This window comes from [Brevibacterium] flavum, assembly GCF_019317305.1.
Taxonomy (GTDB): Bacteria; Actinomycetota; Actinomycetes; order Mycobacteriales; family Mycobacteriaceae; genus Corynebacterium; species Corynebacterium glutamicum.
Window position 1 is genome coordinate 2,860,000 of the sequence record NZ_CP079240.1, and the last position, 15,050, is coordinate 2,875,049.

General features: G+C 55.4%; 15 protein-coding genes. 4 read left to right on the forward strand and 11 right to left on the reverse strand.

All coding sequences use genetic code 11. From position 1 onward, the window contains the following. Nucleotides 1-26: 26 nt before the first annotated feature. From hpt to dacB, 3 genes are read right to left on the reverse strand one after another with little or no spacing between them, the layout of a single operon-like run. Complete coding sequence (hpt, locus tag KW808_RS13875) at nucleotides 27-611, reverse strand: hypoxanthine phosphoribosyltransferase (RefSeq protein ID WP_006285928.1); 585 nt, start codon at nucleotides 609-611, stop codon at nucleotides 27-29. A 51-nt stretch (nucleotides 612-662) separates the two neighbouring features. Next, the gene (gene tilS / locus KW808_RS13880) at nucleotides 663-1,607 is read right to left on the reverse strand and encodes a tRNA lysidine(34) synthetase TilS (protein ID WP_003862953.1); all 945 of its coding nucleotides are present in this window, start codon (nucleotides 1,605-1,607) and stop codon (nucleotides 663-665) included. A 1-nt stretch (nucleotide 1,608) separates the two neighbouring features. Then, on the reverse strand, nucleotides 1,609-2,892 hold the full coding sequence (gene dacB, locus KW808_RS13885; RefSeq protein ID WP_003862951.1) for a D-alanyl-D-alanine carboxypeptidase/D-alanyl-D-alanine endopeptidase: 1,284 nt from the start codon (nucleotides 2,890-2,892) through the stop codon (nucleotides 1,609-1,611). Nucleotides 2,893-3,092: 200 nt separating this feature from the next. Between dacB and KW808_RS13890 the strand changes: the two genes are divergently transcribed. After that, a complete protein-coding gene (locus KW808_RS13890) occupies nucleotides 3,093-3,569 on the forward strand; it encodes an inorganic diphosphatase (RefSeq protein ID WP_003862949.1) in 477 nt (158 codons plus the stop codon). Between the two features lie 499 nt (nucleotides 3,570-4,068). On the opposite strand, the gene KW808_RS13895 is transcribed toward KW808_RS13890, so the two are convergent. The 8 genes from KW808_RS13895 to KW808_RS13930 form a co-directional block, all read right to left on the reverse strand. After that, the gene (locus tag KW808_RS13895; protein ID WP_003862946.1) at nucleotides 4,069-5,610 is read right to left on the reverse strand and encodes a polyamine aminopropyltransferase; all 1,542 of its coding nucleotides are present in this window, start codon (nucleotides 5,608-5,610) and stop codon (nucleotides 4,069-4,071) included. Beyond that, the gene (locus KW808_RS13900) at nucleotides 5,598-6,023 is read right to left on the reverse strand and encodes a DUF350 domain-containing protein (RefSeq protein ID WP_003862943.1); all 426 of its coding nucleotides are present in this window, start codon (nucleotides 6,021-6,023) and stop codon (nucleotides 5,598-5,600) included. The genes KW808_RS13895 and KW808_RS13900 overlap by 13 nt, the downstream gene beginning before the upstream one ends. A gap of 10 nt (nucleotides 6,024-6,033) precedes the next feature. Further along, complete coding sequence (locus KW808_RS13905) at nucleotides 6,034-6,447, reverse strand: DUF4247 domain-containing protein (RefSeq protein ID WP_003853779.1); 414 nt, start codon at nucleotides 6,445-6,447, stop codon at nucleotides 6,034-6,036. Further along, the gene (locus tag KW808_RS13910; protein ID WP_003853776.1) at nucleotides 6,444-6,944 is read right to left on the reverse strand and encodes a DUF2617 family protein; all 501 of its coding nucleotides are present in this window, start codon (nucleotides 6,942-6,944) and stop codon (nucleotides 6,444-6,446) included. The genes KW808_RS13905 and KW808_RS13910 overlap by 4 nt, the downstream gene beginning before the upstream one ends. Then, nucleotides 6,941-7,552 (reverse strand): DUF4178 domain-containing protein, encoded by a 612-nt coding sequence (locus KW808_RS13915; RefSeq protein ID WP_003862941.1) that lies wholly within the window; start codon nucleotides 7,550-7,552, stop codon nucleotides 6,941-6,943. The genes KW808_RS13910 and KW808_RS13915 overlap by 4 nt, the downstream gene beginning before the upstream one ends. A 66-nt stretch (nucleotides 7,553-7,618) precedes the next feature. After that, a complete protein-coding gene (locus KW808_RS13920) occupies nucleotides 7,619-7,870 on the reverse strand; it encodes a hypothetical protein (protein WP_003862939.1) in 252 nt (83 codons plus the stop codon). 242 nt (nucleotides 7,871-8,112) lie between these two features. Continuing rightward, nucleotides 8,113-8,337, reverse strand: a complete 225-nt coding sequence (locus KW808_RS13925) for a PTS transporter subunit EIIB (protein ID WP_003862934.1) — start codon at nucleotides 8,335-8,337, stop codon at nucleotides 8,113-8,115. Between the two features lie 305 nt (nucleotides 8,338-8,642). Continuing rightward, nucleotides 8,643-9,878 carry an NAD(P)/FAD-dependent oxidoreductase gene (locus tag KW808_RS13930; protein ID WP_003862932.1) on the reverse strand — a complete coding sequence of 412 codons (1,236 nt, stop codon included), beginning with the start codon at nucleotides 9,876-9,878 and terminating at the stop codon, nucleotides 8,643-8,645. Nucleotides 9,879-10,132: 254 nt separating this feature from the next. Between KW808_RS13930 and KW808_RS13935 the strand changes: the two genes are divergently transcribed. From KW808_RS13935 to KW808_RS13945, 3 genes are all read left to right on the forward strand, one after another. After that, on the forward strand, nucleotides 10,133-10,423 hold the full coding sequence (locus KW808_RS13935) for a rhodanese-like domain-containing protein (protein WP_003862931.1): 291 nt from the start codon (nucleotides 10,133-10,135) through the stop codon (nucleotides 10,421-10,423). Between the two features lie 282 nt (nucleotides 10,424-10,705). Then, nucleotides 10,706-11,152 carry a MarR family winged helix-turn-helix transcriptional regulator gene (locus KW808_RS13940; RefSeq protein WP_003853761.1) on the forward strand — a complete coding sequence of 149 codons (447 nt, stop codon included), beginning with the start codon at nucleotides 10,706-10,708 and terminating at the stop codon, nucleotides 11,150-11,152. A 7-nt stretch (nucleotides 11,153-11,159) separates the two neighbouring features. Then, on the forward strand, nucleotides 11,160-15,047 hold the full coding sequence (locus KW808_RS13945) for a Pls/PosA family non-ribosomal peptide synthetase (protein ID WP_462574087.1): 3,888 nt from the start codon (nucleotides 11,160-11,162) through the stop codon (nucleotides 15,045-15,047). Nucleotides 15,048-15,050 lie beyond the last annotated feature (3 nt).

Consider the following 15,050-nt stretch of genomic DNA (forward strand, 5'->3'; position numbering starts at 1 on the left):
CGTTCCCTCTTTCGCACTTTTGATTACTAGTCGGAGTACACGTGAGGCTCGAGGGTGCCCACATATGGCAGGTCGCGGTAGCGTTCTGCGAAATCAAGTCCGTAGCCCACAACAAACTCGTTTGGAATATCAAATCCAATGTCGAACATGTCGATGTTGGTGGTCAGGCGCTCTGGCTTACGCAGCAAGGTGATCACGTTGAGGGACTTAGGGTTGCGGTTTTTCAGGTTGCGCATCAGCCAGGACAAGGTCAGTCCGGAATCGATAATGTCTTCCACGATCAAAACGTCGCGGCCTTCAATTTCCTTGTCCAGGTCCTTGAGAATGCGCACCACGCCTGAAGAGGAGGTGGAGTTTCCGTAAGAGGACACCGCCATGAACTCGGACTGGGTGGGGATGTCGAGCATGCGGGAGAAATCTGCCAGGAAGTAGAACGCACCCTTGAGCACGCACACCAGGATGAGGTCTTCTTCGGCGTCTTTGAACTCTTCGGAGACGCGCTTGGCCATTTCGGCGATGCGCTGCTTGAGCTTCTCTTCGCTGATCAATACTGATTCAATGTCGGTGCCGTATGGGTTGGCTGGAACATTGAGATCTTTGTGGTCGGCCATTTCTACGTTGTTGCTCATCGTCGCGTTCCCCTTGTGTTGTAAATTCAGGTGTCAATCAGTGATCTTAAGCTTGCCACTTTGCCGCACCACTTCCAACCTTCCATTATCGCTTTTACCCACGGCTACGCCACCCTGTCCGCGCCAATCGGTGAGCAATCGGTCAATGGCGTCGAGTTTCCTCGAGCTCACAGCGATGCCTTCCCCACGCAAAAAATCCGCCAACATGCGTCGCCTAAGGCCCGTAGGTTCCCCGGCCAACGCCACAGGAAAACCGTCCTGCCACTCCAAACGCCGCTTCTCGACGTCGCCCTCCACCACTTCGGCATCCTCCACAGCGCGTCGCGCCGCAAGTGCCAAACCAGGTACAGGGTCTCCCCCGTGCACCTGCGCAAGAAGAGGAATCACCTGGTTTCGGATGGCTACCCGCCGAAAGGCATCGTCAAAATTTTGCGGATCGTGCCACGGTTTCAACCCCAACTCCACGCACGCCCCGTGCGTGTGCGCACGCCGAGCCCCCAGAAGGGGTCGAATAATGGATAGCTCGGGGCGTCGAGAAGCATCTTTCATGCCCGCGGGATTCCCCCGCAAACCGCCAAGGAGATAGGTCTCGGCTTGATCATCCATGGTGTGCGCCACCCAAATCTCATCGGTGAGCTGCGCAAAAGCCGCGTACCGAGCCTCCCTGGCGGCGGCCTCCATCCCCTCCCCCGGCGCGACCTCGATGCTCTTCATGATCGCCTGTGCGCCCATGTGGCGCGCCATCGCAGCAGCGTTGTGCGTGACTTCAGCAGAACCGGTCTGCAGATTATGATCGATACAAATCGCCGTTACCTGGGATTTCTCCGCGAGCACAGCAGCCACCAGCGCCAATGAATCCGGCCCGCCCGACAACCCAATGTGCACATGCTCTTTCAGGTAAGGGCGCACCGCCTTGCGTAATTCCAAGAAATTAGGGCTTACCCTAGGCAGCTCAAGATTCCCGATGAGGGATGCCACCTTAAAAGTCCCTCAGAATCGACGCCATCTCATCCAAAGCCTCACGCGCCGGCACAATCGCGGAACCATTAGACACAAAAGCAAAGGTAAACACACGCCCCGACTCCGAGGTCACCACCCCTGCCAATGCCGATGTATCCGTCAGAGTGCCAGTTTTCGCCCGCACCCAACCCGCGCCCGAGAGTCCGACGTAGCGATCCTCCAAAGTGCCCGTTCCGTGCGCGATCGGCAGCGATGTCAGCAGTGAACTCAACTCAGGTTCCGTGGCGGCGCGGGTCAAAATATCATCAAGCAGACGAGGCGTAATGAGGTTGTCAAAGCTCAAACCCGAATTATCCACAATGGACACGCCACTCAAATCGAACCCCTTGTCCTTGAGAATCTCCAACGTCATCTTCGAGGTACTCGCCGAATCGGTCGCCACATCCTTCGACGCAGCCACCTCCTTAGCGATACCCTCTGCCATCACATTGTCAGAATCCTTCATCATCCGAGCCAGACGCTGATCCAAAGTGTCAGACTCCACGGATGCCAGCACGGTTGTGTCCGGAGCGCTGCCCTCATCTACGGTGTCCGCGCCGACACGATCCGCTAATGCCTGCGCAACATCTAACGCAGGGGTATGCGACCTCGGCAGATCCCCCTCCGACCCACCAATGCGGGCAGCCTCAATCATCGCGGGCTCCACATCAGCGATATAACCAGCATCAACATCCACTGGATCCCACGTACTAGCAAAGCCCTCATCAGGCCAAATAGACGTATCGATCAACACAGTGCCAATATCTTGACCATCAAGCTGGGTGGCCAAATCATCGAGCATCTCCTCACTCAACGTGACATCACCACCCGCCTTAATCACCACCGTTCCCGGCTGCTCCCCCTCAACAACCTCCGTCTTAATGGTGTCCTCACGGCCAAGCTCATACAAAGCCACCGCCGCCGTCAGAATCTTCGTCGCCGACGCCGGCCTCACCGCAGTCCCCTGATTCTGCTCCCACACCACCTCACCAGATTCCACATCCCTGGCAACACCGACAAAAGTGCCCAACCGAGAATCCGCAGCCTGCGAGGTCAAATCCTTCTCCAAAGTGGCAAAATCTGGGGCTTCCGTCGCATCCGGATCAATCGCAGAAGAAAACAGCTGCTCAGGCATCTCCACCGACATGGGCTCCGGGTGATCCAAACCAAAACCAGAATGATTCACCCACACGCCACCACCGATGACAGCCCCCACTGCAATCAGCACACCAACCGATGAGCCAACCCACCACGCATTTTTCATGGGCGCTCCTTCTCCTGCAAATTCTCTTGCGATTCTTCTTGCGATATCAGGACTCCAACCTTATATCGACCGTCGTCTCACGCACGAACCATACGCGCGGTTCCAAAATTTTCGAGGATTTCCTTGCCCCGGGTCTCGTTTATTTTTGAACACGCTAGAATTCAAGGGCAGTAACTAATTTCAACCCGGGAGAAATACCTATGAGCATCGAAGTAACCGTCGAAATCCCTAAGGGATCACGCAACAAGTACGAAATCGACCACGAGACCGGAAAGGTCTACCTCGACCGCTACCTGTTCACTCCAATGGCATACCCACTGGACTACGGCTACATCGACCACACCCTCGGCGAAGACGGCGACCCATTGGATGCACTGGTCATCCTCCCCGAGTCCGTTTTCCCAGCAGTTGTGGTTAAGTCCCGCATCATCGGTGTCTTCAAGATGACCGACGAAGCCGGCGGCGACGACAAGCTGCTCTCCGTTCTCGACGACCCACGCTACGACCACATCCAGGACATCTCCGACGTGTCCGATTTCCTCAAGGATGAGATCGAGCACTTCTTCGTCCACTACAAGGACCTGGAAAAGGGCAAGCACGTTGACGGTTCCGGCTGGGGCGACAAGGCTGAGGCTGAAAAGATCCACGCTGAGGCACTCGAGCGTTACGAGGCATAGGTCTTTTGTAATTTAAGAGCTGCGCACCCCGCCGATTCCGGTTTCCTGGTCTTTTCTGGTGGGGTGCGCAGCTTTTTGCATGCTTGCTTGGGCTGGGAGGGGTGTCTGCGGCCCTCCGACTCCGCAAAACCTGGCACATGTGACAAAGATGTCGGATTTTCAGATTCTTTGTCCCACTGGTCTCGCCCGAGCCCCGCCTGATTCAGCATTCGAGTGCCACGACCAAACCACGGTGCCCACCAAATCCATTTTCATGATTCTTGGGCATCGTGGTTTGGTTTCAAGACCTCGAAACCAGTCACAGATGCCCACGAAACTCATTTTGGACCTTCGTGGGCACGCCTGTCTGGTTTTCCAAAAGTCAGCCAGAATTCCAGCTCAAACCCCAAAAATCACACCATCACAGAATGCGATTTAAGGGACTTTCACACCCATCCCGATACAAATACTCATTCGAAAAAATCGACCGCTTAAATCGTCACACAGCGCATCGTTGCAGCTAGTCGCCTGATTCGCGATATCCCTTGCGCAGATCCTCCACCACGCGGGGATGATCCAGCGTGGAAGGTTCCAATTCACGAGGCTGATTATCCAACCCAAACACCCCAGCAGCCACCAGAACTTCATCATTAAGGAAAGTCAGTGGCGGGGTGTCTTCCCGAAGCTCTAATTCCATGTCGGCAGGGCCACACAGTTGGAAGCCCCAGTCGCCAAATGTGGGAACATGCACGTGATATGGGATGACTTGTTCACAGCCCGCCGATTTCAAGGTTGCTCCAACTCGCCAGAACACATCTGGAGTGGTGTAGGCGCTGGAGGATTGCACCACCATGCGGCCTTGTTCGTTCAGTCGTGCTCGGGCCAAGGTGTAGAACTCTTCTGAATACAGCCTGGCCATGGTGTCGTTGTTTGGGTCGGGAAGATCGATGATGATGGAATCGTAAGTTTCGCCATTATTTCCGCCGGAGCGCAGCCAGGTGAAAGCGTCGTCAACGATGATGGAGACGCGGGGATCTTCCATCGCTCCCCCATTGTCAGAGCGCAGCACTGTGTTGGCTACTTCGATGACTTCTGGGTCTAATTCAACTTGGGTGATCTGCATTGATGGGAATCGGAGGAGTTCCCGTGCTGCGAGGCCATCGCCACCGCCGATGATTAACACCGATTCTGCCTCTGGATTAAGGCTTGGATACACCAGTGATTCTGTATATCTATGCTGGTCACGAGTGGAATACTGCAAACCGCCATTGAGGTAGAGGCGTCGGTCTTTGCCTCGTTCTGTCACTACGATGTCTTGGTAGTCAGATTGGTGTGAATAGATCACGGGGTCGCGGTAGAGCTGTGCGCGGGCGGTGGCAACGATCCCGTCGGATTTCACCAACACGGTGGCAAGCGCTGCGATCGCGAGAAGAAGCGCCACCACGGATACGAAGAAGTGGGTGCGCGGAAGCAAATGTCGCAGCAGCACACATCCCACGAATAGTGCTGCAACGAGGTTGATCATTCCGGCTGCTGCGGCACCGCGCATCATGCCAAGCCACGGCAGCAACACAAAAGGCCAGGCCAGGCCACCTAAAAGTGCGCCAAGGTAATCAGCAGCATTCAAGGTGGCAACCAGAGATCCTGTGGTTTTGGCGTCGGCGAGGCGGCCTTGCTGGATCATGGTCATCAGCAGTGGAAGTTCAGCGCCGACCAGGATGCCAATTGCAGCGGTGGCAATCACCAGAATCCACAAGGACTGGCCGATGGTCGCAAAGGTGAAATATAGCACCAGCGCGGAGCAACCACCGATGAGTCCCAGCAAGGTTTCCACACCGAGGAAGGTTTGTGCAGGCCAGTTGAGAAACGGCTTGACCAGCAGTGCACCAAGTCCAAGGGCAGCTACATAACCTGCGACGATGAGGGAGGTTTCTACAATTCCGCCACCGTTCAAGCTGGTGGAAAGGGACACCAGGGCTAGCTCATAGACCAGCCCCGATGCCGCACAAATGGAGACGGAAACTAATAACAGCCAGCGCCAGATGGGTCCTAAATCAGACATGCAGCGTTTACGGCTCCCACCACGATCAAGATGACGGCGGCCACGACGGCACCGGAACGGAGTTTGGGATCTTCCACGAGATCACGGAAACGTCCCGGAATGACAGCTTCCAACACCGCCATGACCACCACTTGGATAACCAGACCAAGGGCACCGAACACTGCAGTCTCCAGCAAACCTTCACTCAGAATATCTGAGGAGGTCAGCACAGCAGTGACCACGATGATTCCGATGGAAACCTGCTGCGCCACGGTGATCACAGCGGCGTTGGGCAGATGGTGCACAAACACGAGTTCATGCAGTTTACCTGGGGTGATCAAGTCCAAAATCACAAAACCGACCACGAGGATCACTGCGGCCAACACGAAATATGAAAGGGTGCCGATCACTCCGTCGACAAGATATTGAGTCATAGTGTTCTTTCTATTTCACGCCACCGCCGGAACCGGAGGATCCGCCGCTGGAACTGCTTGGTGAGGATGGGCCGAAACCGCCACCGAGCCAGATGAACGCACCACTGTTGACGCGGTCAAGGCCTTCGACGGTGATGGTGCATTCCGGCGTGCCTTCACCTGAGATGATGATCAGGTTTTTACTGTATCGCAGGTAAGTATCGCCAGTTGCGGGGTCGGTGGCGCGGTCGGTTGGGGTGGACATGTTCACGATTTCATCCACAACCCCACTTTCGCCAGCGCATGAGTAGGTGCCGTTGTTTCCGGGCCAGCGGTCGGAGACTTGGCTTCCCACCGCAGGCTTGGCAAAAACCGCAGCGAACAGGCACAACACTGCTAAAAACAGCAGGATGAATCCTATGCTTCGGTAGTTTCGGGAGCTCATGGTTTGTAAATGCTCCTCGTGCTCACGATGGTGAGCTCTTCTGGGTAGAGGTGGTGGCTAAACCATTCCCATACGTCTTCCAGAAATTCTGCGGTCAGCGCGGTGAGGTGGTGTTCGCCGGCGCCGGGGAAACTGGCGATCAACCAGTCGTCGTCGCCGTTGGAGATTTCTTCGGCTGCGCGGGCAAAATCTTCCTCAGACAGCACGGCGACGTTGGTTTGCAGCAGGTAGTTTTCCCGCGTGATGCTATCCGGCAGTGGCCAGCGGGAATCTTCCGCTTCTTGTGCATGGCAGGAAATTTCTTCCCGGAAACGCCCATCGGGCGTTTCAACGGTAACCACATGCGAGCCGCCAATCACCGCTAAATGGCAGGTGCTGGGGTGTGGGGATGCGTCGATAAGCTTATCGACGAGCACCTCCGGCGATTCCCCATTCCAGCTCACGCCGAGCGCTTCGGCGGAGACATCTGTAGGCATGCAATCGATGTGATGAATCATGAGGCCTCTGGTGCTGGGTAAACGGTGAGTTCGCCGGGCAGCACCGTCCACCCGAGCGATACTTCAAATGGACTGTCTTTGCCGTAGCGTTCAAAACTGAGCAACCTGTTTCCGCCAACTTCGGCGAGATCCCAGTATTCAAATTCACCCTGATCAGCCACGCCGGTGGTGCCTTCGGAGGTGAAGGTGCCCACGCCGGATTCGGTTTTACGGTAGCGAACGCCCTCCACCGTGACATCATGTGCGGGCTGTTGTGCCAGGTCAGGGCGGGTAATCCACCATCCGAGGTTGAGTTGGCCCTCATCGTATTCCACGCTCAGGTACTCACTGCCTTTGCCGCCGTCGAGTAGATACTCGTGCCAAATGTATTGGCCTTGACGGAACTGGATGGCTCCGCGGCAGACATAATCCACACCGCCGCGGGAAATAATTGCTCCAGGACCCAAAATGCGGGCATTAAAAGTGTCGGATCCGTCGGCAAATTTCAGAGGATCTTGACGCTGACGAGGAGGCTGCGGTTCGCTCTTTTTCTTCTGTGCTGAAAGATAAAAGAACACGACAGCGATGATGGCTAAAACACCGGCCAGGATAAGCCACGTGATATTCATGCGAAACTCCCATGAGTTTTCTAAGTTCGGTACGAGCCAATCCTACAGACCGACACGCCCCTCCTCTTATCGCGACAACTTCATCAAACTCGCTACATGCAACGCCAACTGCAGCACCACTGGAATGCCTAGGAAGGTAACGTCATTACCAGCCTTTTGGAAAGCCACCAGAGTCATCGACTGGAGTTCACCGTCAACCAACACGGTTACTGCCTGAAGCTGTGTGTGCAGCAATGCACCAGCTAGTGCGACTGATGTAAAGACATTGGCACCGAATTTACGAGCCGCAGTAATCGCCAAAATGACTGCCAAGAACATGAAAAGGCATCGCCTGCAGCATAAAGAATTTGATAGGTCGTGGATGTCGTATCCACCGAGTGCGCTGCAGCTGCAACAGCTAGAAGGCCTTTGAGGATACCAACACCAGCCATGGGTCCCAGAATCGGAGCAAAGATGGAAGACACGATATCCACTGCTTTGCCGAGACAGTTTCCAGAACCTCCACCTTGCGCAGCGCCCTCTGAATCCGCAGTGATCGATGCCGGTAGTGCTGCGTGAACCTAAGGAACGTCGTTTCCAATCACAACTTGGAACTGACCACCGGATTCCACAACGGTGATAACACCTGGCAGCTTCTTGATATCGTCACCGTTCGCTTTGGCGCGATCTTTGAGTACAAACCTTAAACGCGTTGCGCAGTGAACAACTGAAAAAACATTTTCTTCCCCACCGATGCGCGACATTATCTCACCCGAAAGGGCTTGATAATCCACTTTTGTGGCCATGATGGACCTCCCTAAAAACCTTTAAGGACTGCTTTCCATCTGTTTCTGAAATGCAAAAAACCTGGCCACCGTTGGCGAAAATGCATCCTCAAAAAAGGAGGCAGATTCAGCATTTGATGACCAGGTTTTGCTTCCAGTGCCTGGAAGAACAACCCTGATGGACTATTGCTTATGTAACTGAAATTTGCTCTAGATCAATTCTTTCAAAAAATGCAAGAGTGTTTTCCAACCCACTCCGCCCCAGACAAGAAAAGGCCACGCCTCCCCTCTTTGCAAAAGGGCAGCGTGGCCATCAAACACACTGCTTAGAGCTCTGAATACGGAACTTCTGGATCCACTAGATTCTCGGTGTCAACGCTCTTTCCTGATGCGATGAGAGGCTTGATTTGATCAGGAACATCCCACACATTCACGTTCATTGCGGCGAGAATTCGGTTTTCAGCATCAACCCAGAAGGCGACAAATTCTCGTGTTTCAAGGTTTCCACGGATGAATACCTTCTCCTGCGAACCGGTGGCGTGGCCGACGTATTCACAACCCAGATCGAATTGATCTGTAAAGAAGTACGGAAGGTTGGTGAACTCGGCGTCTTTGCCAAGTAGGGATTTCACCGCAGCCGCAGGTTGATTCAACGCGGTGGCCCAGTGCTCCACGCGGATGCGGTGTCCTAGAACTGGGTGATCGTGGTTCGCGATGTCTCCAACTGCGTAGATATCTGGGTCGCTGGTACGCAGTGCTGCGTCCACCAAAACACCATTGTCGATTTCTAGGCCAGCAGATTCTGCCAGGTCAATCACTGGGGTGACACCGATGCCAATGACTACTGCGTCTGCGGGAACCACTTCGCCGTCATCAAGTCGCACGCCAACTGCACGTCCATCTTCGGTGACGATGTCCGTAATTTTCACTTCGGTGCGCAGGTCAACGCCGTTTGCCACATGCAGATCGGCAAAGACTTGCGCGACCGTTTCACCAAGGACTTTCAAAAGTGGGAGCTTTCCACCTTCCAAAACAGTGACGTCAGTGCCAGCTCCTCGTGCCGCTGATGCGACTTCGAGTCCGATCCAGCCACCACCGATGAGGACCAGCTTTTTACCTTCACCGAAGGTTGCCTTGATCGCGTCAGAGTCTTCCACGGTGCGCAGGTAGTGCACATTAGAGGCGTCGGCTCCCGGAATTGGAAGTTTGCGCACTGCTGAGCCAGTAGCAAGAACTAGTTTGTCGTAGTTAATGGTCTCAGTGTTTCCGCCATCATCAACGGTGACTTGGCGTGAACCCGCATCAATTGCCGTTGCACGCACACCTTGACGCAGCGTGACATTGTTTTCTTTGTACCACTCCGCCGGGTGAACAATCGCCTTGTCAAAGCCTACTTTTCCCGCCATGTACTCCTTTGACAGCGGTGGGCGTTCATATGGCAGATGATTTTCTGCTGCGATGAGCGTGATGGAGCCTTCATGCCCGTTTACACGTAGTGCCTCTGCGGTTTTCGCTCCGGCTAAACCGCCGCCGATAATGACGATGCTTTGTGGTGTGCTCATGCTGTACTCCTAGTCCCTAAAAAAGTGGACGGTCAGGCGCAAGGTCGACCGCATGGATCTATACGCCATGCTAGTTAAAAGGCCGAAACCCTCGGCGAGCGCGCTAAATACCCGGCCCCAATTGGGGGTGTGAGGCAGCACACAAGACCAAACTCTAACGAAATCGCCGGACTCCTCGCAATCACAAGAAGCGACGACTAGCCTGTGGGGACAAACTATTTCAAGAATTTATTCAACAAAGGAGTTCTTCGCACATGAAGGAAGTAGCAGTCAACGAAGTCCCAGCAGGCGCACAGCTGATCGATGTCCGCGAGACCGATGAATACGCAGAGGTTCGCGCACAGGGTGCCGTCAACATCCCTATGAGCGAGTTCGTTGGCCGCATCGATGAGATCGATCTGGACCGCGACATTTATGTCATTTGCAAGCTGGGTGGACGCTCCGCTCAGGTTGCTGAATACCTTGAGCAGCGCGGAATTGAAGCCATCAACGTAAACGGTGGCACCGACGGCTGGGTTGCTGCAGGACTGCCAACCGAGGCATAAGAGCACGCCGCAAAAGATCCCGGCATCTGAATTCACGTCAGATACCGGGATTTTTCATGCCTGCTACATGCCCACTACAAAGCCCCAGAAAGCCCCCACCCCACATACCCCCACTCTCAAGTAGACGTCGAGATTTTCATTTCACCGCAAACATAGTTCTAGATCAGACCATTTAAAAAATCACACCCTCACCTGGAATTTTGTAGAAATAGGGCAAGAATCAAAATAGTGGGAAATCCCCATGTTTCGCGAAGTCCCATTGTTGGAGTTAGGCTTATACCCATGGCTACACATCCAGATATTCCCACAGAGTTGCTCGAATCTCCGAGCTATCAACTTGAACGACTTCGACGACGCACTCGTGACCATGTTGAGGCCGAATTGGCCAAGCATGAGACCACGATGAGGGAATTCTGGACGCTTACATGTCTGGTTCATTCCGACGCTGCAAGCCAGTCAGTTCTGTGTGAGCTGCTGGCCATCGATGCATCGGATATGGTCAGACTCGTTGACGCACTTGAAGTACGCGGCTGGGCGAAAAGGGAACGTGATCCCAAAGACCGTCGTCGCCAAATTGTTGCGTCAACGAAGAAGGGAAAAAATGCCCAGGCGGATCTGCACAAAGTTGTGCTTGAGGCAGAGGATGCTGCGTTGGATGAGTCTACGTCCAAGCAGTTGAAGCACCTTCGTAAATTGGCCGCAGCAATTATCTCCACCGAAGAGGACTAAATATAACGTGGCATTGAGCAGTGTTCCAGCACAGTTCCTGAGATCCGCCCAGGCGCCCCCGAAGCGTACTTTGTGGGACGTTTTAGAATCCGTCGCCTCTACTTATCCTGAGGCAGCAGCTATTGACGATGGCCAGGTATTGACCTACGCAGAATTGATGGAAGAAGTCACCGCATTGGCTGATTCCATTCATGCACAGGGCATTCGCCGTGGCGATCGCATCGGTATTCGCATGCCGTCTGGTACGCGTGACCTTTACATCGCTATTTTGGCCACTCTCGCTGCTGGTGCTGCTTACGTGCCAGTTGATGCAGATGACCCCGAAGAGCGCGCCGAGATGGTGTTTGGTGAAGCAAATATTAATGCGCTTTTCGACGCCACCGGCTTCCACATGCTTCGCCCGACCGCGGGAGGCGATACCCGTAGACCACGCTTGGATGATACGGCGTGGATTATCTTTACTTCCGGTTCCACCGGCAAGCCTAAGGGTGTGGCTGTGTCACACCGTTCAGCTGCGGCTTTCGTGGATGCCGAAGCACAAATGTTCCTTGTCGATCACCCTTCCGGACCCCTTGGCCCAGAAGACCGGGTCCTTGCAGGATTGTCTGTAGCCTTTGACGCATCTTGTGAGGAAATGTGGTTGGCTTGGGGCCACGGCGCCTGCTTGGTGCCAGCACCACGCTCCCTAGTCCGTTCCGGTATGGACTTGGGCCCATGGCTGATTCGCCGCGACATCAGTGTCGTCTCCACCGTCCCAACTCTGGCTGGTCTGTGGCCAGCAGAAGCATTGTCCCAGGTCCGCTTGCTCATCGTCGGCGGCGAGGCTTGCTCGCAGGAGCTCGTTGAACGCTTATCGACGCCTGACCGCGAGGTGTGGAACACCTACGGCCCCACCGAAGCAACGGTGGTTGCCTGCGGTACTCAACTCTATGCTGGTCAGCCAGTGGGCATTGGTTTGCCACTTGCTGGTTGGGATCTTGTTGTTGTCGACGATGCCGGCGAACCTGTCGGAATCGGCGAGGTCGGCGAATTGGTCATCGGTGGTGTGGGTCTTGCACGCTACCTTGATCCAGAAAAAGACCGCGAGAAGTATGCGCCACTGAAGTCTGTTGGTTGGACCCGCGCTTATCGTTCCGGTGACCACGTTCGTCTGGAAGAAGATGGCCTCTACTTTGTGGGCCGCGTTGATGATCAGGTGAAAATCGGCGGTCGACGCATTGAGCTCGGTGAAGTTGATGCCAATGCGGCAGCGCTTTCCAACGTTCGTTCCTCCGCAGTGGTTGTTCAGACCACTGGTGCGGATCAAAAAGTTCTGGTTGCATACGTTTCTTTGGAAGATGCTGCAGCTGGATTTGATCACAACGTCGCGACTGCCCGACTCACCGAAACCATGCCTGCTGCTTTGGTTCCGCGCATTCACGTGATGGATGATCTGCCTGTCACCACCTCCGGCAAGGTTGATAAGAAGTCTTTGCCGTGGCCTCTTCCTGGCACCGTGGTGGAAGCTAATGACCTCAGCGCAACGGAAGCCTGGATTGCTCAGGAATGGGTCGATATCCTCGGCACTTCTGTGAGCAGCAAAGACGCCGACTTCTTCTCCCTTGGCGGTACCTCTCTCGCGGCTGCGACTTTGGTTGGCCGGGTACGTGCAAAGGTTCCCACCGCTGCGGTGCGTGATCTTTACGATCACCCTCGTTTGGAGAAATTCGCCGAGCGTGTCGAGGCTATCGCCGCCGACACTGGCATTTCTTTGGAGGCGCCAAACCAGGTGGAGGAGCGCGTCGTCAAGCCTGTTTCTTTTGGCACTCGTGTGATGCAGACCCTCATCCAGATTCCGATCATGACGCTGCAAGCAGCACAGTGGATTGCATGGTTGCTGTTGGGCAACAACATCATGGCAGCGCTTGATTTCGATTGGGCTGTTCATGTCTCCTGGTGGCTTGTCATCGGCATGATTTTGGTGTTCGCTACCCCGATTGGTCGCTTGCCGATCGGCGGTTGGGGCGCCCGCATCATCACCCATGGCATAACTCCTGGCTCCTACCCTCGTGGCGGTTCCACTCACCTGCGCATTTGGTCCGCCGAGCGCCTTGCTGATGCCTCTGGCTCTCGCAATATTTCTGGCGCAACCTGGGTGAACTACTTCGCGCGTTCCCTGGGTGTGAAGATGGGCAAGGGCGTGGATCTTCACTCCCTGCCACCAATCACTGGCCTTTTGACCTTGGGCAACAATGTTTCCATCGAGCAAGAAGTTGACCTTCGTGGCTACTGGCTCGACGGCGATATCCTGCGCGTAGGCACCATTGAGGTCCATGACAACGCTCGTATCGGCGCTCGTTCCACCCTGCTTCCCGGCACCGTGGTGGGCACCGGCGCTCACCTGCTGCCTGGTTCAACAGTGACTGGTGATAAGACCATCAAGCCTGGTTCTCGTTGGGCTGGCTCCCCTGCACAAAAGGTGGGTCGTGCAAAGCACCGCTTCCCAACCTCCCATCCTCCACGCAGGTCCCGGTGGGTTCCGGTGTTCGGCGCGACCTCCATCGTGTTGTCGCTGCTGCCACTTCAGGCTCTCGCTATTGGCGCTGCTATCACCTTGTGGCTGGCCACGATTAGCCCGCTTCCACTGATCTGGGGTGTGCTGGTTTTTGCTACCGTCGGCGCGTTGGCTGCGTTCTTTGCTTACACCGTGACCATCTGGGTGCTTGTCCGTTTGATCCAGATCGGCATCAAGGGCGGCACCGCACCAGTGAGGTCCCGTCTTGGTTGGCAGGTCTGGGCAGTTCAACGCCTCATGGACGATGCCCGCACCTATCTCTTCCCGCTCTACGCATCTCAACTGACCCCACTGTGGTTCCGCAGCTTGGGCGCGAAGATCGGCAAGGATGTTGAGATCTCCACCGCGGTGATGGTTCCTAAACTGGCTGATATCCGCGAAGGCGCATTCCTGGCCGATGACACTCTCATCGGTGGCTATGAGCTGGGTAATGGTTGGCTGCTCAGTGGTGAAACCCGCGTGGGTAAGCGTTCCTTCATTGGTAACTCTGGCATCGCAGGACCTGAGCGCAAGCTCGCTAAGAACTCCCTGGTTGCAGTGCTCTCCTCCACCCCGAAGAAGGCTAAGGCCAACTCTAACTGGTGGGGTTCCCCTCCAGAGCGCATGCGTCGTGTCACTGTCGAAGTTGATGAGGGCGAAGCAAAGACCTACAGCCCTGGCTTTGGTGTGAAGTTTGCACGTGGCGCGGTGGAAACCGCACGTCTGCTTGCTCCAATAACCTCTGGTGTGTTGGCTGCGCTGTCACTGCTGCTCATGCAGTACCTGCTCACTGAGTTCAACATGTGGATCGCCTGGTTGCTTGGCGGACTGATCCTCATGACGGTTGGTGTGCTCGCCATGGGTATTACGGTTGTGATGAAATGGGTTTGCGTCGGCAAGCATAAGCCGTCTGAGCACCCTCTCTTCAGCCGCTTTGTGTGGCTGAATGAGCTGCAAGATGCGTTCGTGGAATCCGTGGCTGGCCCATGGTTCCTCGTGCCCAACCTGGGCACCGGCGCGCTGAACGCCGGCATGAGCGCGCTTGGCGCACACATCGGCCGTGGCGCATGGATCGAATCCTACTGGCTGCCGGAAACCGACCTCTGCTACATCGGCAAGGGCGCAACCGTGGGCCCTGGCGTGGTCGTGCAGACCCACCTCTTCCAGGACCGCGTGATGAGCCTAGATACGGTGACCGTCGCTGACGGCGCCACCCTAGCGGACCACTCCGTTGCCCTTCCTGCTTCGCTTATCGACGCCTCCGCCACCATCGGCCCAGGCTCGCTGGTGATGCGCGGCGACAAGGTACCAGCGCATACCCGCTGGCAAGGCAACCCAATTGAGCCGTGGAGCAACTCTTAAATA